Below are 19,169 nucleotides of genomic sequence, written 5' to 3' on the forward strand. Positions count from 1 at the left end.
TTAGTTTAGCCGGCCTAGCGGTTCAGAATCGTTTTGTTGCGGTTCAGCTTCAGGTCTTGCAACAGGCTGCTTTTAGCGGCGATGGTGAAATTGTAGCCCCGGTAGGGCCCCACGGGTATCCAGAGGCCCGAAATCTGCCAGCAGTGCAGGTCGCGGTAAAAGTTGACGGTGGGGTACACGAAGGTATTGTTCACCAAATCGTAGTTGAGGCTGGTGCTCAGGCGCAGGTTAGGCGTGAGCTTAACCGAGCCGCTGGCCGTGATGGAGTTGCCCGAGAGCAGCGGCACGAAGCCATACAGCGTGGGCCGGATGGGCGCCCCGGCCGTGGTATACGAAGCCGTGTAGCTCACCGTGGCCTCCCACGGAATGTCGAAGTCAATGTAGTCGGCATACACCTGCTGTTGCAGCGGCGAGCCCAGCACCGGGTCGTTGCTAGGGGCCACGGCGCGCGGAATGTTAGCCTTGCTCTTGGGCCGGGCCGCCGGGTTGAACTGGTAGCCCAGGCTGAGGTTGGCATTGAGCAGGCGGGCTAGCCTGAATTTGCTCTGCTCGAACAGGTAGCGGTTGATGAGGCGGCCCGTCGAGTCGCGCTGGTAGAAGCTGAAGGCGCTGCTAATCACCACGTTCAGCTTTTTGGCTACCTGCACGCGGTAGCCCAGGTTGAGGCTGGAAAGCTTGAGCGAGTCGGCAGCAAAGTTGTAGGCCAGGGCCAGGTCGATGCCGTCGGCCAGGCTCACTTTTTTGTACGGGTCGGTGCCGGTAGTGTCGCGGTTGTTGCGCACCTTCATCTCAATCTGGTTCTGCACCGTGAAGGCCACCTGGCTCACCTTGGCGCTGCTCGGCACGCCATACACGCCCTGGTAGCGCGAAAACTGACGCGGGTCGAGAATGCGGCTACTATAGGCCGATTGCAGCGAGGTGAAATTATTCAGCTCCCCACCCACAAATACCTCGTTGGGATTTTTCGAAAGGTCAGGCGAGAAGGCGTAGCTGATGCTAGGGGCCACTTTGTGGCGAATGGCCTTCACGTAATGGTCGCCCTTAAACTGCACCGTGCCGTAGAAATTGGTGCTAGCCGAGATATTGCCCGAGTACGAATACGCCCGCTCGAAGCTCGGCGAAATGGTATCGACCTTCACGGCTCGCACGCGGGGCAGGTAGCTGTACTGCAGGCGCTGTAGGTACCAGGTTTCGCCATAATTAATAGAGGGCTGCACCTGAATGTGGCGGGCTAGCAGGGCAAACCCGGGCAGCGTAATCTGGAACTGATGCTGCAAGCCGTTCTGGGCATTGCGCAGCAGCCGGCCAGCGTTGGCAAAGCTCACCGGGATGTTGTAGGCCGTGGTGCTGCCCCCTAGCAGGGGCACATCGGCGGCCAGCGAGCGGGCCGGTACCAGGCTGCTGATGCGGTTTTGGGCCACCAGGTTGTAGCTCACGGCAAACTGCTCGTACCAGGCCCCCTTGGCCTGCTTGGTAAACAATTGGTACGGGTACTGCCGCGCCAGGCCCAGGTTGAAGTTGGGCAGCGTGAAATCCATCACGCCGGTTTGCACGTTCTGGCTCTGCGAGAGCTGAATGGCGTAGTTAAGCGGCAGCCGGCGCGAGGTTTTGCTGTAGCTGATGGTCGAGTTGAACGTGGCCGACAGCAGCTGCCGCGCATTGAGCGTATTCACGCGGTTATACGACGAGCTACCCGCCTGCACGCTGGCCGAAAACACGCCGCCGCCGGGCAGCGGGGTGGGCGAGTGGCTCCAGCTTATCCAAAAGGTATTCACCGAGTTGGAGTAGAGGTAATCCGAGTTCGCAGTCGTTGTCGTGGTGAGAATAGGCGACACCGGCGCGTTGGCATAGGTGAAGCGGAAGCTGCCCTGGTACTTGTAGCGCTTGCGGTAGGTAAGCTCGGTGCCAATGCCGTAGCCGCCGATGCGGTCGGCATTGCCGGCGTAAAAGTCGCCGGTCACGCGCAGGCCAATGTAGTCGTTGGGCGCCCAGTAATAGCCGCCGTTGGTGAGCGAGTAGCCCCGCTGCTGGCCCTGCCCAAACGTGGGGATAATAAAGCCCGACCCGCGCCCCGCGTGCGGCGTAGGAAAGTAGCCAAACGGCAGCCCGATGGGCAGCGGCACGTCGGCAATAACCATGTGAAACGGCCCGGTAATCACCTTCTGGCCCGGTATCACCTTCATCTTGCCCGCCTCGATGTAGAAGTGCGGGTGCTCCAGATTGCAGGTGGTGTAGCGGCCGTGCAGGCCGTAGAAGTCGTTGTCGGGCAGCTTTTTCACCACCTCGGCGTGGATGTAGCCCTCGCCCTGCTGGGTTACTACCTCCGCAATTTTGCCCTTCTTGGTTTTGAAGTTGTAGTTGATGTTGCCCGCCGAATACGTGCCCGCCTCATCCTTGAAGAGCGGCAGGTCGGCCATCTTGTGCTTCACCGTGTCGCGGCGGCCCACGGCCTGCACCGTGTTGGTGCCGTAGTTGAGGGTAATGAGCGCCGCCTTCAGGCTCATCTTGCCGTAGTCCACGTTGGCTTTGTTGTAGAGCTTGGCAATCTTGGTCGTCACGTCGAACTGAATGGAGTCCTTGGCGGCGTATTTCACGGTGGTTTCGACCTGGCTGCGGCGCTTCAGAATCACTACGTTCAGCGAGTCGCGCACGCGGCGGCTGGTGTCGGCCAGCAGGCCGGTGCTGTCGGGGGTGAGGCTAGGGGCCGGCCGGCGCGACACGCCGGGCACGGCGGGCTGGCCGATGTTTTTTTCGCCCGGCGGCGGCGGGCTCTGCGGCGCGTTGCGGTCGTAGTTGAGGTTGCGCACCGGCTGGGTGGGCACCGAGCCGGCCCGGCGGGTATTGGCGCGGGTCGAGTCGGTGGTGGTCTGGGCGTGGGCGGCCAGCCCGCCGCCCAGCAGCCAGAAGCACAGGCCCACTAGACCCGCCAGCGCCCCGCGCCGAAGGCCAAAAACACCCGAAAAGAGAACGTTGGAGAAAAGCAAATTTAATAAAGCCACCGAGCGAATTACTTTTGAGGCTTACTACAAAGATAAGAGGCCGCTAGCCCTGCAAAGGGTTGCCAGCAGCCTGGTTTTTTCCCCAACGACTGACGTGCGGATTATTGCGCTTACCTGTATGCTGCTGAGTGCGTCGTGCCCGGTGCTTAATGCCCAGGATACCCTGGCCAGCCCCCGGCCCCGGCGTGCCCTGGCCGCCGACTCGGTGGCCCGCCCACCCGCCGAAGACACCCGCTACCGCCTGCGCACGGTGGTGCTCGACGCCGGCCACGGCGGCAAAGACATCGGCTGCAATGGCGTAGATGCCCACGAGGCCGACGTGGCCCTGGCCATTATCAAAGACCTGGGCCGGCAGATTGAGGATAACATGCCCAATGTGCGGGTCATCTATACGCGCAAAACCAACGTTTTTATTGAGCTGGACGAGCGCGCCGCCATCGCCAACCGCAACCACGCCGACCTCTTCATCTCGGTGCACTGCAACGCCGGCCCCAAGGGCTCGCGCGGCACCGAGGTCTGGACGATGGGCCTGCACAAAACCGACGCCAACCTGGGCGTGGCCCAGCGCGAGAACTCGGTTATTCTGCAAGAGAAAAACTACAAGCAGCGCTACGACGGCTTCGACCCGCGCTCGCCGCAGTCGCACATCTTATTTTCACTTTTCCAGAGCGCCTACATCACCAACTCGCTGCGGCTGGCCCAGCGCATCGACCGGCAGTTTCGCACCAGCGTGGGCCGTAGTTCGCGCGGGGTAAAGCAGGCGGGCTTTCTGGTGCTCTGGAAGTCCACAATGCCCTCGGTGCTGGTGGAGGCCGGGTTTTTGACCGACCGCAGCGAGGAAGGCTACCTCGATACCCGGGCGGGCCAGCAGGCCATTGCGGGCGGTATTTACCGGGCTTTTCGCGAGTATAAGCGCGACCTGGAAGGCACGCCCGCCGAGTAAGCCCCAGCCGCGCGTAGGAGCTAGCCTAACATCCGGCCCGGGTTTGCCGTTAAGGGCATCAGACAGGCCCGCCGACGCAACCCTTCGGGGCCATTCTCCCTCTAACAGTTGGCCTATCTCAGCCCTAAATCTACCTTCCTGTGTCTAAAGAAATAAAAGTGGGCCTGTTGGCCGTGGTGGCCCTTATCGCCCTGGCTGTAGGGTTTAACTTCTTGCGCGGCAGCAACTTGCTGTCGAGCGACCGCACGTACTACGCCATCTACCCCAACGTGAGCGGCCTCAACGTGGGCGCCCCGGTTATCCTCAATGGTATTAAAGTGGGCCAGGTGAAAAACCTGGAGCTGCAACCCGAGAACAACAACTCTATTAAGGCTTCGCTGGAGCTGGAAAAGGGCGTTACGCTCGGCGACTCGACCAAAGCCGGCCTTAGCGGCTCGCTACTAGGCTCGAAAACCATTACCCTGCTGCTGGGCAAGAACAGCAAGGAGTACAGCGGCGGCGAAACCCTGAAAACGACCACCGCCGTCAGCATTACCGACATTGTGCAGCAGCGCGCTACCATCCTGCTCGATACCGTGAACTCGACGCTTTCGCACATCAACGGCTTCCTGAACAAGGATGCGCAAACCAACATCCAGGGCACGCTGGTGGGCGCTCGCCAGAGCACCGAGGCGCTGCAAAACCTCATTGCTGCGAATCAGGCCAATATCAACCAGATTACCCGCAACCTGGCCCAGATGAGCGCTGCCCTCAACAAAAGCACTGCTAAGCTCGACCGTATTGCTAACAATTTTACCCAGCTGTCTGACTCTATTAAGACGGCTCCGGTGGGCCCGGCCCTGCGCAACCTGAATGCAACCTTAGTTGAGGCCCAGACTTCGCTAAAAGGCGTAAGCACGGCCCTGAACGACAAAACCGGCTCGCTCGGCAAGCTCATCAACGACACGCTGCTCTATAACAACCTCAACGCCACGGCCGCCAGCTCCAACGCGCTGATTTCGGACATGAAGGCCAACCCCAAGCGCTACGTGCACTTCTCGGTGTTTGGCGGCGGCAAAGACAAAACCAAAAAGGAAACCACCAAGAACCCCGACGGCTCGGTAACCACCGAAACCAAAAAGGTGACCACGGCCCCGGCCCTTACCAACCCGTAAGCGCTGCTGGCCCGCCTAGTATCTTTGAAACCCGCCCCGCCAAGGGCGGGTTTTTTTGTAGCGTGGGCTCTGCGGGGCCGCGCTTGTTGTGCACCCAACTATCACGCTCGCGGTTGCCTGGCGGCCGCGCCACACCCTTTCCCACCCAGTTTTAGGTTATGAACATCGAGTTCAATCGCAACGAAGACCACCTCAAGCAACTCACCTACCAGCTGCGCAAAAAGCTGGACAAGGTAGCCCTCGGCGGCGGCGAGAAGCGCATTGCCGCTCACAAGGCCAAGGGCAAGCTCACCGCCCGCGAGCGCATCAGCTACCTGCTCGACAAGGGCGCGGCGCAGGTCGAAATAGGCGCCTTCGCCGGCGAGGGCCTGTACCCCGAGGAGGGCGGCTGTCCTAGCGGCGGCGTGGTGGTAGTTATCGGCTACGTGCAGGGCCGCCAGTGCGTGGTGGTGGCCAACGATGCCACCGTGAAGGCCGGCGCGTGGTTTCCCATCACGGCCAAGAAAAACCTGCGGGCCCAGGAAATCAGCATCGAAAACAAGCTGCCTATTATCTACCTCGTCGATTCGGCGGGCGTGTACCTGCCCATGCAGGACGAGATTTTCCCCGATAAGGAGCACTTCGGCCGCATTTTCCGCAACAACGCGGTGATGAGCAGCATGGGCATCGTGCAGATTTCGGCCATCATGGGTCCCTGCGTGGCGGGCGGCGCCTACCTGCCCATCATGAGCGACGAGGCCATGATAGTGAGCGGCACCGGCTCGGTGTTTCTGGCCGGCTCGTACCTGGTAAAGTCGGCCATCGGCGAAACCATCGACAACGAGGCGCTAGGGGGCGCGGCCATGCACTCCGAGGTTTCGGGCGTGACGGACTACAAGTTCGACACCGACGAAGAGGCACTCGACCACATCCGCAATATTTTCGACAAGCTGGGCGCGCAGCCCTCAGCCGGCTTCAGCCGCGCCACGCCCGCCGCGCCCCGGCTGGACCCTGGCGAGCTATACGGCCAGCTGCCCGCCGACCGCGCCAAGCCCTACGACATGATGGAAATTATCAACCGGCTGGTCGATAACTCCGAGTTTGAGCCCTATAAGGACCTCTATGGCCAGACGCTCATCTGCGGGCTAGCCCGCATCGACGGCTGGGCGGTCGGCATTGTGGCCAACCAGCGCAAGATTGTCAAAAGCAAGAAAACCGGCATGCAGATGGGCGGCGTCATCTACTCCGACTCGGCCGACAAGGCCGCCCGCTTTATCATGAACTGCAATCAGAAGCGCATCCCGCTCGTGTTTTTGCACGACGTGTCGGGCTTCATGGTGGGCTCGGCCAGCGAGCAGGGCGGCATCATTAAGGACGGCGCCAAGATGGTGAACGCCATGGCTAACAGTGTGGTGCCCAAGTTCACGGTAATCGTGGGCAACAGCTACGGCGCCGGCAACTACGCCATGTGCGGTAAGGCCTACGACCCACGCCTCATCGTGGCCTGGCCCAGCGCCCAACTCGCCGTAATGAGCGGCGCCGCGGCCGCCAACACCCTGCTCCAAATTCAGGTGGCTAGCCTCAAAGCCAAGGGCGAGGTCATTACCCCCGAAGCCGAAAAAGAGCTGCTCGACCGCATTAAGGCCCGCTACGAGGAACAATTATCGCCCTACTACGCCGCCGCCCGTCTCTGGGTCGATGCCGTGATTGACCCGCTCGAAACCCGCAAGGTGATTTCGGAGGGCATTTCAGCCGCAAACCACGCGCCGATTGAGAAGGCGTATAACGTGGGGGTTATTCAGGTGTGAGCCATGACGAACAACCAACGAAAAGCGAGAAAAAATCTACTTGTTATAGTCGATTATTTTAAGCACTGTACGCAGGAATGGGACGGACATCCTTGGTGGACGAGAGAATACGAAGCTGTTTCTGCAACAGTAGCGATAATCTCTGCCACCGATAAGTATTCAACATCAGATTTCGTAGCAATTGCTTCTTGTATAAATCGATTAATTGGACAAGAGCACTACAATGGAAGCGGTTGGATGGATTTTCAAATAAGAGTTAGCTACTTTTTTTACACGTTTGGCTATAGGTAAGACTGGAATTCAGCTACGGGCGAGTTTACGTTCTGGAAAGACAGTTTTTTGTTTTGGACTATGCAATGGAAGCGGTTTACCAACTCATAATAATCGCGCTGCACTGGCGCGAGTTTAGCGCAGCGTAACTCGTGCCGACAATGATGTGGAGGTTATACCTCCACTGCCGCGCCAGCGGCAAGCTGGCATCGCCCTAGCCAGCCAAGTGTGGCTAGCCCGTACTACGGGCGGCACAGCCTCCCCCGTAAAAAAAGCACGAGTTACACTGCGCTAAACGCGCGCTAGTGTACAAGAAATACCTAGCCCACCTCCTCCAGTACCTTCTCGACCCAGCCCTTGCCCCACTCTTCCAGCTCCTGGGCCGTCCAGAGTTGGGGGTAGAAAATGCGACGCTGAAACTTAGGAGGCAGGTAGTTGCGCCAGTTGGTGCCGCCGGTGGCGGGCACGTCGGTAGGGTCGCGCTGGAGGTAGCGTACCGCCGACTTATAGTGCATGAGCGGCCAGTTCACGTTCACATTCACATCGAGCTGCTTGAGGGCCCGCACCAGGCGCGGGTGGCGGCGGTCGGCCTCGGGCAGGCGCTGCACCACGGCCCAGGCATTGCGGTGCTCGTAGTGCCGGGCGTGGGCTACCAGCTCGGGGGTGTATTTGCGCTCAAACTCCACCAGGGTCAGGGCCTTGGCGCCGGTTTCTTCTACGGTGGCGCCGGCCTGCCAGTAGATGCAGCCCATAAACTCCTCGTGGGTGGGCGCATCGCCGAGCAGGCGACGCTTCTCGGCGGGCACCAGGTTTTCGAGGGCGGTGCTGGCTAGCTCAATAAAGCGGTACTGCACGCTCTGAAAGCCCGAGGCCGGCATCAGGCTCATGCGAAATTGCAGAAACTGCGCCTTCTCCATGCCATCCACCATCACGTCGAACGAGTCGATGAGGTTCTCGAAATAGCGGTTTACGCGGCCCAGGCGCAGCACCACCTCGCTGAGGGTGGGCTCGGCCAGCGCCCCTAGCTGCTCGTACTCGTGCAGGCAGAGCTTGAAATAAAGCTCCGTAATCTGGTGGTAGATGATGAAGATTTTCTCGTCCGGAAACTTCGTGAGCGGGCGCTGCAGGCTCAGTAGCGTGTCGAGGGCGATGTAGTCCCAATAATTCACGTAGTCAGCGTGGTACAGGCCTTCGAGGTAGGCGGCCAGGTCCTGGCCATCGGGGGCGTAGCGGGCTTGCAGGCGGCGCAGCTGCGCCAGCACGGCGGGCGAAAACTCGGCCTCGACGGAGGCAGCGGTAACGGGCGAAGGAGCCATCGGCGGGGGAGAGATAAGGGCCGCAAATATCGGCAGGGCCAGCCGGGCGCGGGCCAATGGCCGCTAGCCCGCTACTTTTGGGGCGTTGAGCGGTATGAGATAGAGAATAGGTAGCAGGGCCGGTTTCGGGCCCGCTTTGCCAATGCATACTTCACAACGCATACTTCATAATTCCTTTTCCGGTGGCCGAAAAATCCAGCATTTTTGACATGATAGGGCCCGTGATGATAGGGCCCAGCTCGTCGCACACGGCCGGCGTAGTGCGCATTGCGCGGGCGGCCATCCGCATTCTGGGCGCGCTGCCCACCGAGGCGGTTATCACGTTCTACAACTCGTTTGCCCGCACCTACGAGGGCCACGGCTCCGACCGCGCCATTGTGGCCGGGCTGCTGGGCTACGGCACCGACGATACGCGCATTCGCACGGCCTTCGACCACGCCGCCGAGGCGGGGCTAGCCTATACGTTTCAGAGCGTGGGCAACGCCTCTACGCTGCACCCCAACACTATAAAGCTCAACCTGACCAGCGCCGACGGCCACCGCGTGGAGGTTATCGGCCAGAGCCGGGGTGGGGGCGTTATTCGCATTGTGGAAGTAGATGGCTTTGGCTGCGACTTCTCGGGCGCGCTGCACACGCTCATTGTGGATGCGAACGATGTGCCGGGCTCCATTGCCTTCATTGCCTCCGTGATTGCCCACGACGATTGCAACATTGCCACCATGTTTGTGTCGCGCAAGGGTAAAAACGAGGCCGCCCGGCAATTTATCGAAATGGATAGCCCCATCAACGACCTCACGCTAGGGTACTTACGCCACCTCAAGTGGGTGCAGCGCATCACCTACATTCCTACGCTGGACTAAGGCTTCCTACTTTCGCCCAGCCAAACGGTGAAAATAGGGTGAAGGCCTGTAATGCCCGGCCCCGGCCGGCCGATTACTGCGAGAAATATTTGCAGGCCTGCCACGTTTTAGCTAGTCGCTAGCCTCCGTTGAGTGAATACGCCCAGCTCTTTATCCTTTCTATGACTGCACTAAGTACCCGCCTGCTCCGGGCCGCGCTGGGCCTGGCCAGCTTGGTAGCTGCCAGCCCGCTGGCGGCCCAAACTACCCAGCCGGCCCGCCCGGCTTCGGCCCCGGCCGCCGCGCTGGCTAGCCCCGCCGCCGCCGCAACCGGGCCATGGGGCCTTCAGCGCACCATCGACTATGCCCTGGCGCATAATATTGGGGTGCGCATCAACCAGCTCACGGTGCTTAATAACGCCCAGGTTTTGCGCCAGAGCAAGGCAGCGCTGCTGCCTACGGCCAACCTGAGTGCGTCGCAGGCCTGGCAGTACGGTACCAGCGTTAACCCGCTTACTTATCAGTTTCAGAGCCAGACGGTGCGCTCTAATAACTTCTCGGGCAACTCGCAATTGGTGCTGTTCCAGGGTTTTCAACTGCGCAATACCATTCGGCGCAATGCCCTCGACCTGCAGGCTAGCGAGGCCGATGTGCAGAAGGCCCGCAACGACCTGAGCCTCAACGTGGCTTCGTTGTTTTTGCAGCTGGTGCTGGCCCAGGAGCTGGTGCGCGCCAACCAGTTTTACGTGCAGCGCGACCAGGAGCAGATTGCCCGCACCAAGCTGCTGCTGCAAGCCGGCAGCATTCCGGAAAGTACCTTGGTCGACAGCCAGAGCCAGCTGGCTACCGACGAGCTGAACGTGACCACCGCGCAAAACCAGGCCACTATTGCCCGCCTCAACCTGCTGCAACAGCTCAACCTGGACCCGGCCGCTAACCCCGATTTCCAGATTGAGGTGCCTGACCTGCCTGACCCCGACGAGGAAAACGCCTTGGCGCTGAATACCAACGAGGTGTACCAGGGGGCGGCCACCCGCCAGCCCGAAATCAAGGCCGCCGACCTGCGGGTGCTCAGCGCCGGCCGCACCATCGACCTGGCGCGCGGGGCCTACTACCCGCGCCTGATTCTGGCTGGTAGTGTGTTCTCGGGTTTTTCGTCGGCCCGCACCGTGACGCAGGTTGGCGGCGATTCGACGGCCCGGCGCACCACCTTCTTCGTTCAAAACCCCGGCACGCCGGGCGCGCCGCTCACGCCGCTGAACGTGATAACTTACCAGCGCAACGTAACGAGCCTGCCCCAGGGCTACTGGGACCAGCTCAACCAGAACCTGGGCCAGCAGGTGCAGTTTGCGCTTAGCGTGCCCATTCTCAACGGCTTGCAGGTGCGCACCAACGTGCAGCGCACCATTATTGCCGCCGAGCAGGCCCAGCTCCAGGCCGAGCAGGCCCGCCTCACGCTGCGCCAGAGCATTGAGCAGGCCTACGCCGATGCCCGCGCCGCCCAGCTGCAATACGCCGCCGCCAAGCGCCAGGTGGCTGCGCTCACCCTCACCCAGCGCAACTCCGAAATTCGCTTCAACAACGGTTTGCTTAGCGGCACGGAGTTTAATGTCGCCAAGAATAACCTCAACTACGCGGTTTCCAATCAGTTGCAAGCCAAGTACACGTTTATTTTCCGCCGCAAAGTGCTGGACTTTTATCAGGGCAAGCCGCTGGCGCTGTAGGCCGCACCAAAAACTACCCGTCCTGCTTATCTGGCGTCCGCTCGCCGAAGCAGTTCGCGGGCATCATTCCTCCCCTTAAGATTACTGCTGCACGCAAGATGCTTCGGCAAGCGGACGCCGGATAAGCATGACAGACCTGTTTTATGAAGAATAATCGACTCATTATCATTCTGGCCGTTCTGGTAGTGGTGCTCATCGGGGGCTACACGGTGGCCAAGAAAAAGGGCTGGCTAGGCAAGCCCACCGGCACCGAGATTACGGCCGCTACGGCCGGCCCGGCCACCATTGTGGAAAAGGTGAGTGCCTCGGGTAAAGTGCAGCCCGAAACCGAGGTGAAAATCTCGCCCGACGTATCGGGCGAAATCATTGAGCTGTATGTGCAGGAGGGTGACTCGGTAAAGAAAGGCCAGCTGCTATTGCGCATTCGGCCCGATAACTACCTGGCCATGGTGAGCCAGCAGAGTGCCGCCGTGGGCACCCAGCGCGCCAACGTGGGCCAGGCCCAGGCCCAGCTGGAGCAGCAGACTGCCAACGCCAGGCAAACCGAGCTTACCTACCGCCGCCAGGCTTCGCTGTACAAGCAAAAGGTGATTTCGCAGTCGGACTACGAGGCCGCTCAGGCCGCGTACAATGCGTCGCAGGAGCAGCTAAAGGCCATTCGGGCGCAGATTACGGCGGCCCAGAGCACTGTGCGCTCGGCCCAGGCTGGCTTGCAGGAAGCCCAGAAAAACCTCAACAAAACCACCATTTACGCGCCGGTGAGCGGCACGGTCAGCAAGCTGAACGTGAAGAAGGGTGAGCGCGTGGTGGGTACCACCCAGATGGCGGGCACCGAAATCATGCGCATTGCCAACCTCAACAATATGGAGGTGCGGGTGAGCGTAAACGAGAACGATATTATCCGGGTGCAGCTCGGCGACTCGGCCGATGTGGAAGTGGACTCCTACACCACGCAAAACGAGAAGTTTAAGGGCATCGTGACGGCCATCGCCAACACGGCCAAGGACGCGCTCACGGCCGAAGCCGTGACCGAGTTTGAGGTGCGCGTGCGCCTGCTGCCCGACAGCTATAAGCACCTTGTGAAAACTGGTGCCAACGGGCACGTTACAGTGCCCTTCCGGCCGGGCATGACGGCCTCGGTCGACATCATTGCCGACCGCAAGAGCGGCGTGCTGAGCGTGCCGCTGGCCGCCGTGACGACCCGCTCGGACTCGGCCGCTGCCAAAACGGAAGCTGCTGGCGGCCGCGGTGGCCCCGGCGGCCGGGCTACGGGCACGGCCCAGGTGGTCGATGCTAATAAGCCGGCGCCCAAGGCGACCATTCAAGAGGTAGTATTTGTAGTAAAAAATGGCAAAGCCGTGCTGACGCCCGTTAAAACCGGCATCAGCGACTTTCAGAATATTGAAATTGTGAGCGGTATTCCGGCGGGCACGCAGGTGGCCAGCGGCCCGTTCCGGGCCGTGTCGAAAACGCTGAAAGACGGCGCCAACGTGGTGGTGAAAGATGCCGCTAGCCTCAGCAAGGAGGCCTTGGCCGACAACGGAGGCAAGTAGGGCATAGCCCATTTGCTTCGTTTTGCGTAAGAGCGGGCCGACGTAAGTTGGTCCGCTCTTTTTTGTTTTTACTATGGGGTTTTCTACTCGTTTCAGGTCGGGAGTGCGGGCAATGCGTGGGCAAATAGTAGTGCTAGGCCTAAGTTGTGCGGGTGGGCTGGCGCACGCCCAAACGCTGCCCCCGGCCGCCGACACCACGCTGCACAAGTACCAAACGCCGGTTGGTGTTGCGCGCCAGCCCTGGTACCGGAGCAAGCTGGTGCGGGCCAGCGTGGTGCCGGCCGTGCTCATTGGCTACGGTATCAGCGTGTACGACGACCACGGGTTTTATTCCTCGCGCCGGGCCCAGGCCGACTTGCAGCGCAACTTTCCCAACTTCAGCAGCCACCTCGACGACTACGGGCAGTACGCGCCCTACCTCGAACTGGGGGCCGTGCTGGCCTTTGGCGTAGATGGCCGCAACGACCGGGTGAACCTGGCGCTCATCGTAGCCAAATCGGAGCTGCTGATGCTGGGCATGGTCGAAATAACCAAGCGCGCCACCCACCACCTGCGGCCCGATGGCTCTGATTACCGCTCGTTTCCGTCGGGCCACACGGCGCAGGCGTTTCTGGCCGCCAGCATTGTGCACACCGAGCTGCGCGATAAAAGCCAGTGGTACGGCGTGGGTGCCTACGCCGTGGCCACCACCGTGGGCGCCTTTCGGATGCTGAACAACAAGCACTGGGAATCGGACGTGTTTGCGGGCGCGGGCTACGGCATTCTGGCCGCGCACCTGGCTTACCTCAGCCACCGCCACCGCTGGGGCCGCCACCCTGCCGACCGGCCCGGCGTGGGGCTAGCCCCGCCACTACCAGCTAAGGGCGAGTGGCAGCTCAGCCCCACCATGCTGCCCGGCAATGGGCTAGGGGTGTACCTGAGCTGGCAGGCCAGGTAGCCCACTGCTTTCCTGCTAGCCAAACACCTTCACCTGCTCGCCTTTGCGCTTGGTACGCACGTGGTTGCGGATAATCTGCTGCACATCCTTGTTATCGGCGTAGGGCTGCACCGCGTCGCGAAAATCGCGCAGCTTGCGCGCCGTAAATGTCTCATCCACGTAGCCGAAGCCTACGTAGCGGCCGTTCTCAATCACGACTAAAGACTTCTCCTCGGCGCGGCGGCCGGGGCCGATTACCACGAACGACTCGTGTTCATACGTAATACTGTCGATGGCGGCATCTACGCGCAGGTTGTAGGTTTCGGGGGCTTCCTGGCCCACGCAGGCGCCCTGGCAGCGGTGCACCTGGTAGTCGAAGCACGCGCCCTGGGTTTTATAAAGTCCGCACAGCTTTTGGCATAGGTTGTACTTGGCAACCTTGTGGTAGAGAAAGCCTTGCGCCTTGTACTGATTGCCAAGTGCGATGATGGGAATCTCCGAATTGCGGGCGTCGGCGCGGCCGTAGTACAGGCACTTGTAGCCGTTGTCGTCGGTTTTGAGGTAGATGCCGGCCGGGAACACCGAGCGCCGCTGCGCCCGGTTATACGCCGGCTTGAGCTGCTTGATGAGGTGCGACTCGTAGAGCAGCGCCACCAGCTCCGAGCCCGTCAGCTCCCAGGTAATGTCGGCGATGGAATTCTTGAAATCCAGGCTCTTGCGCGATTTTACATCGACCGCAAAGTGCTGCTGAATGCGCTTGTAAATGTTGATGCTTTTGCCCACGTAGATAACCTCGCCAGCCTCGTTGTGGAAGTAATACACGCCCGTTTCCTGGGGCAGCGAGGCCACTTTTTCGGGGGTGATGAGCGGCGGCAGCAGGGCCGTTTTGATGGCCTGGGCCATGGCGGCCACGCGCCGCGGGCTGGGCTTTTTTTCCGGGGCGGTGGCGCTGCGGCCAGCGGGGGCCAGGGCATCTACCCTAGCCAGGGCGTCGGCATCGCTGGCCTCCTGGGCGTCGCTGGCCTGGGTTATTTTGAGGAGGCGGTCGAAGAGGATGGCCGTGGCCTCGGCGTCGCCGGCGGCGCGGTGCCGCCCTTCGAGCGGAATACCAATATTCTGGCACAGCTTGCCGAGGCTGTAGCTAGGCTGCCCCGGGATGAGCGAGCGGCTCAGGCGCACCGTGCACAGCGTTTTGCGCGAGTAGTTGTAGCCCAGGTCAGCAAACTCTTTCTTCAGAAAAGAATAATCAAACCGCACGTTGTGGGCCACAAACACGCAGCCCTCGGTCATTTCCACCACTTTGCGGGCCACTTCGTGAAAGCGCGGCGCATCGGATACCATGTCGTTGGTAATGCCCGTGAGCTGGGTGATGAAGGGCGGAATGGCCCGGCCGGGATTGATGAGCGTAGTGTAGGAGTCAACCACCCGCTGGCCGTCGTGCACGAAGATGGCAAGCTCCGTAATGCGGTCGTTGGCCGGCTGGCCGCCGGTGGTTTCAAGGTCAATGATGGCGTACAAAAGCGCAGGAGTAGGAGGGCGAGCAGTGCTAACAAAGTTAGGGACGGGGTTAGTTGCCGCCCGGCCGCAAAAAAAGGCCCGCCGGATTGCTCCGGCGGGCCTTTTCGCTTCTTAAGAGGCTAGCAATTACTTGCTCTTGTTCTGGGTCAGCCAGTTTTTGGCTTGCAGAATGGCATCGTGCTGCTGCTGGAATACGGTTTTGGCGCCGGCCGGCACGTCGTTCGACGACAGCACCGTTTCGTAGGCTTTCAGGGCCGAAGCCTCGCCGGTTTCGGCAGCCTCGAGCACGGCCGAATCGTTTTGACCCGTGATGGCCGACTTAATATTAATCCAACCGCGGTGCACGGCGGCGGCGGCATCGGTGGCCAGGCTCTCAATCGTGTTATCATCTTTGGCATCGATGCCATATTGCTTGGCGTAGCCTTCGAGGTCTGACACAAAGCCAGCACGCTGCTGCGAAAACTCGCTCAGCTTCGACTTAAGGTCAGCGCTTTTTACTTCTTCAGCAGCTTCCTGGTAGCCTTTTACCGAAGTGCGGTTCAGGTTGAGGATGTCGGTAAGGGCGCGGGAGATGGTTTCGTTAGCCATGATTTCTAAAGCTTAGGGAAGTTGTGGAAAGGAAAGAATGCCAGATACTAGCTGGCAGCTGCGGGCTATACGCGTAACTGCCCGGCCAGGGTTGCGTGCCTAATCTGGCCTAGCGGACGCCGGGCATGCGCGGCAGCTGCGGCTCGGGGGCTAGTGGCGGGCGCTTGCCGCGCACCTGGTCCCAGAGCTTGGCCAGGAAGCCCCGGTCGTCGCTGGGGTCTTTCGTGGTGGTTTCGCCGTCGCTCACATCACCCAGCAAAAAGCCCCAGGCCTCGGTGTTTTTGTTGGCATCGAGCACCACCTTGATAACGGCCGATAGCGGCACGCTCAAAATCATACCCGGGGTGCCCCACAGCTGTGCGCCCAAAATGAGGGCAATAATGGCCGTGAGCGGGTTTAGGCTCACTTTCGAGGCCGTGATGAGGGGCGAGAGGATGTTGTCGGAAATAACCTGCACGAACATAAACACGCCAATTACCCCTAGCCCGTGGGCCACCGAGCCAGTTTCGACAAACGTGATGAGGGCCGGAATAATAGAGCCCACCGTGATACCGATGTAGGGAATGACTGCCAACACCGAGGCAAAAACGGCGAAAAACAGGGCATACTTCACGCCCAGCAGCAGCAGCCCTACGGCATTCATTACCGACACTACGGCGATAACCGTCAGCAAGCCAGTCATATAGCCCTGCACTACGTGCTGAATATTATCGACGGTGTGCAGCACTGTGGTGCGCTTGTCGGGCTCCACAAAGCGGAACATGAACTGCCGCAGGTGGTCGCGGTAATACAAAAAGCAAAAGATGTAAATAGGCACCAGCGTCACGGTGCTCAGCACGCCCAGCGTGGTACTTAGCGTGGAAGTCAGGTACTTACTGCCTTGCTTCTGCACGGCATCAAGCGAGCTGTCGATTACCTGCTCGTGGCTCATGGGCTTGAAGTGAAACTTCTGGGCTAGCTGCTGCTGCGTTTGGTCAAAAAGGACCCCTAGCTTTTCCTGAATAAGGGGCAGCTCACTGCGCAAATCCACTATCTGCATACCAAAAAAGCCGAACAGGAGCACGATGCTTACCAAAACTACCAGAATGGCCGTTGCGATGGCGAGTATCCGCGGCCACTTCCACTTCTCGAGCTTCGTCACGAACGGCATGAGCAGCAGCGACAGCAGAATTGCGTAGATGAGCGGCAGAAACAAATCGTCGAGCTTGTGCAGCACAAATACGAGCAGCGATAGCCCCACGAGCAGCATTGAATAGTGCACTATCGGCGACTGCTTTACCTGGGCGGGCGCGTGATTGAGCGTCGGCGACGGTACGTTGCGCGGGGTATTAAACTGATTGGCAGGAGGTAACATTGGGGTGGATAAGCTAGGGGGCTAATTATTGAAACAGTGGTGGTTGGCCCGCTTACGCAAACGGGCCCGGCGCGTTGGGCCGTGGCTAGGGCGAACCAGGGCAGGCACCCCGCTGTTAGCTAATGAAATTGGCTGAGAAAACTAAGTTGGCTGGCTGAGTGAATGCGGGCGAGCTGCTATTTTTGGCGTTATTTTACCTGGCCATTGGGCCCATCCCGAATTATTCTTATGAGTGCCACCCTACCCGTTGCCCCCGCCCACAACTACAACGAAGACAGTATCCGCTCGCTCGACTGGCGCGAGCACATTCGCCTGCGGCCGGGCATGTACATCGGCAAGCTCGGTGATGGCTCGGCCTACGACGACGGTATTTATGTGCTGGTCAAGGAAGTAATTGATAACTGCATCGACGAGCACGTGATGGGCTACGGCCGCACCATCGAGATTAAAATCTCAGAAAGCCGGGTGCAGGTGCGCGACTACGGCCGGGGCATTCCGCTGGGCAAAGTGGTGGATGTGGTGAGCAAAATCAACACCGGCGGCAAGTACGACAGCAAGGTTTTTCAGAAGTCGGTGGGCCTCAACGGGGTGGGTACCAAGGCCGTGAATGCGCTCAGCAGCAGCTTTGTAGTGCAGAGCGTGCGCGAAGGCCAGCTCAAGGCGGCCGAGTTCTCGCAGGGCCAGCTGCTGAACGACCCGGCGCCCATCAAAACCAGCCAGCGCAACGGTACGCTCATTACCTTCCAGCCCGACGATACGATTTTCAAGAATTACCGCTTCATCCCGGAGTTTCTCGAAAACCAGATTCGCTACTACTGCTATCTCAACGCGGGCCTCACCATCTACTACAACGGGCAGAAGTTCGTGTCAGATAATGGTCTGCTCGACCTGCTGCGCGATAAAACCGACGCCGATACCCGCCGCTACGACATCATTCACCTCAAAGGCGAAGACATCGAGCTAGCCCTCACCCACGGCAACGACTACGGCGAGGAGTATTACTCGTTTGTGAATGGCCAGTACACCACCCAGGGCGGCACCCACTTGGCAGCCCTGCGCGAGGCGGTGGTAAAGACCGTGCGCGAGCATTATAAAAAGGAATACGACGCGGCCGATATCCGGGCCAGTATTATTGGCGCGATTTCAATACGGGTGCAAGAGCCCGTGTTTGAGAGCCAGACCAAGACCAAGCTGGGTAGCATCAATATGGAGCCGGAGGGCAGCCGCACGGTGCGCGGCTTCATTTTGGACTTTGTGAAGGAACATCTCGATAACTACCTCCACAAAAACCCGCTAGCCGCCGAGGCGTTGCGCAAGCGCATCGAACAGAGTGAGCGCGAGCGCAAGGATATGGCCGGCGTGAAAAAGCTAGCCAACCAGCGCGCCAAAAAGGCCAACTTGCACAACCGCAAGCTGCGTGACTGCCGCTTCCACTTGGGCGAAAATGTGAAGGATGGCGCCGAAAAAGAACAGCTCACTACGCTCTTCATTACGGAGGGCGACTCGGCCAGCGGCAGCATCACCAAGAGCCGCAACGTGGAGCTGGAAGCCGTGTTCAGCCTGCGCGGCAAGCCGCTCAACTGCTTCGGCCTCAAGAAGAAAATTGTGTATGAGAACGAGGAATTTAACCTCTTGCAGCACGCCCTCAATATTGAGGAAGGCCTCGAAGGCCTGCGCTACAACCGCGTGGTAGTGGCCACCGATGCCGACGTGGATGGTATGCACATCCGGCTGCTGCTGCTCACGTTCTTCCTTCAGTTCTTCCCCGATTTGGTGCGCAACGGCCACGTGTACATTCTCGAAACGCCGCTGTTCCGGGTGCGCAACAAGAAGGAAACCATCTACTGCTACAACGAAAGCGAAAAGCAGGAGGCCATGCGCAAGCTGGGCCGCAACCCCGAGGTAACGCGCTTTAAGGGGCTAGGGGAGATTTCGCCCGACGAGTTCGGCAAGTTCATTGGCGAGAACATCAAGCTGGAGCCCGTCATTCTGCAATCCGACCGCTCCATTCAGCAGGTGCTGGCCTACTACATGGGTAAGAATACGCCTGCCCGCCAGGAATTCATCATCGACAACCTGCGCCTGGAAAAAGACCTGGTGACGAGCGACGTGCTGCCGGTGGCCGAAATCGCGCTGGCGTAAGTGCGTCGGCTAGCCCCGAAATTACTGCCCCTGTCCGCTTACCGGGCGGGGGCTTTTCGCGCACCC

13 protein-coding genes are annotated in these 19,169 nt (G+C 60.1%); 8 read left to right on the forward strand and 5 right to left on the reverse strand.

The annotated features are described in order from the left end of the window. Positions 1 to 14 precede the first annotated feature (14 nt). Positions 15 to 2,984 carry a putative LPS assembly protein LptD gene (locus Q5H89_RS15560; RefSeq protein WP_305020266.1) on the reverse strand — a complete coding sequence of 990 codons (2,970 nt, stop codon included), beginning with the start codon at positions 2,982 to 2,984 and terminating at the stop codon, positions 15 to 17. A 133-nt stretch (positions 2,985 to 3,117) separates the two neighbouring features. On the opposite strand from Q5H89_RS15560, the gene Q5H89_RS15565 reads away from it, so the two are divergent. From Q5H89_RS15565 to Q5H89_RS15575, 3 genes are all read left to right on the forward strand, one after another. Then, complete coding sequence (locus tag Q5H89_RS15565; protein WP_305020267.1) at positions 3,118 to 3,942, forward strand: N-acetylmuramoyl-L-alanine amidase family protein; 825 nt, start codon at positions 3,118 to 3,120, stop codon at positions 3,940 to 3,942. A gap of 140 nt (positions 3,943 to 4,082) precedes the next feature. Then, positions 4,083 to 5,096 carry an MlaD family protein gene (locus Q5H89_RS15570; protein WP_305020268.1) on the forward strand — a complete coding sequence of 338 codons (1,014 nt, stop codon included), beginning with the start codon at positions 4,083 to 4,085 and terminating at the stop codon, positions 5,094 to 5,096. 158 nt (positions 5,097 to 5,254) lie between these two features. After that, positions 5,255 to 6,883, forward strand: coding sequence for an acyl-CoA carboxylase subunit beta (locus Q5H89_RS15575; protein ID WP_305020269.1), 1,629 nt, complete (start codon positions 5,255 to 5,257; stop codon positions 6,881 to 6,883). A 590-nt stretch (positions 6,884 to 7,473) separates the two neighbouring features. Here Q5H89_RS15575 and Q5H89_RS15580 read toward each other — a convergent pair. Continuing rightward, complete coding sequence (locus Q5H89_RS15580) at positions 7,474 to 8,469, reverse strand: tryptophan 2,3-dioxygenase family protein (protein WP_305020270.1); 996 nt, start codon at positions 8,467 to 8,469, stop codon at positions 7,474 to 7,476. Between the two features lie 182 nt (positions 8,470 to 8,651). On the opposite strand from Q5H89_RS15580, the gene sdaAB reads away from it, so the two are divergent. From sdaAB to Q5H89_RS15600, 4 genes are all read left to right on the forward strand, one after another. Next, on the forward strand, positions 8,652 to 9,329 hold the full coding sequence (sdaAB, locus tag Q5H89_RS15585) for an L-serine ammonia-lyase, iron-sulfur-dependent subunit beta (RefSeq protein ID WP_305020271.1): 678 nt from the start codon (positions 8,652 to 8,654) through the stop codon (positions 9,327 to 9,329). Positions 9,330 to 9,490: 161 nt separating this feature from the next. After that, on the forward strand, positions 9,491 to 11,032 hold the full coding sequence (locus Q5H89_RS15590) for a TolC family protein (RefSeq protein WP_305020272.1): 1,542 nt from the start codon (positions 9,491 to 9,493) through the stop codon (positions 11,030 to 11,032). A gap of 143 nt (positions 11,033 to 11,175) precedes the next feature. Then, positions 11,176 to 12,585 carry an efflux RND transporter periplasmic adaptor subunit gene (locus tag Q5H89_RS15595; RefSeq protein WP_305020273.1) on the forward strand — a complete coding sequence of 470 codons (1,410 nt, stop codon included), beginning with the start codon at positions 11,176 to 11,178 and terminating at the stop codon, positions 12,583 to 12,585. Between the two features lie 73 nt (positions 12,586 to 12,658). Next, positions 12,659 to 13,522 carry a phosphatase PAP2 family protein gene (locus tag Q5H89_RS15600; protein WP_305020274.1) on the forward strand — a complete coding sequence of 288 codons (864 nt, stop codon included), beginning with the start codon at positions 12,659 to 12,661 and terminating at the stop codon, positions 13,520 to 13,522. Between the two features lie 15 nt (positions 13,523 to 13,537). Here Q5H89_RS15600 and Q5H89_RS15605 read toward each other — a convergent pair whose 3' ends face one another. From Q5H89_RS15605 to Q5H89_RS15615, 3 genes are all read right to left on the reverse strand, one after another. Next, a complete protein-coding gene (locus Q5H89_RS15605) occupies positions 13,538 to 15,019 on the reverse strand; it encodes an exonuclease domain-containing protein (RefSeq protein WP_305020275.1) in 1,482 nt (493 codons plus the stop codon). Between the two features lie 126 nt (positions 15,020 to 15,145). Continuing rightward, positions 15,146 to 15,607, reverse strand: a complete 462-nt coding sequence (locus Q5H89_RS15610; protein ID WP_305020276.1) for a ferritin-like domain-containing protein — start codon at positions 15,605 to 15,607, stop codon at positions 15,146 to 15,148. A 109-nt stretch (positions 15,608 to 15,716) separates the two neighbouring features. Further along, positions 15,717 to 16,961 carry an AI-2E family transporter gene (locus Q5H89_RS15615; RefSeq protein WP_305020277.1) on the reverse strand — a complete coding sequence of 415 codons (1,245 nt, stop codon included), beginning with the start codon at positions 16,959 to 16,961 and terminating at the stop codon, positions 15,717 to 15,719. Positions 16,962 to 17,189: 228 nt separating this feature from the next. Here Q5H89_RS15615 and Q5H89_RS15620 point away from each other — a divergent pair, with 228 nt between their 5' ends. Beyond that, positions 17,190 to 19,103, forward strand: coding sequence for a DNA topoisomerase IV subunit B (locus tag Q5H89_RS15620; protein ID WP_305020278.1), 1,914 nt, complete (start codon positions 17,190 to 17,192; stop codon positions 19,101 to 19,103). Positions 19,104 to 19,169: the final 66 nt, after the last annotated feature.

Origin of the sequence: Hymenobacter cheonanensis (assembly GCF_030581075.1) — a bacterium.
Lineage (GTDB): Bacteria > Bacteroidota > Bacteroidia > Cytophagales > Hymenobacteraceae > Hymenobacter.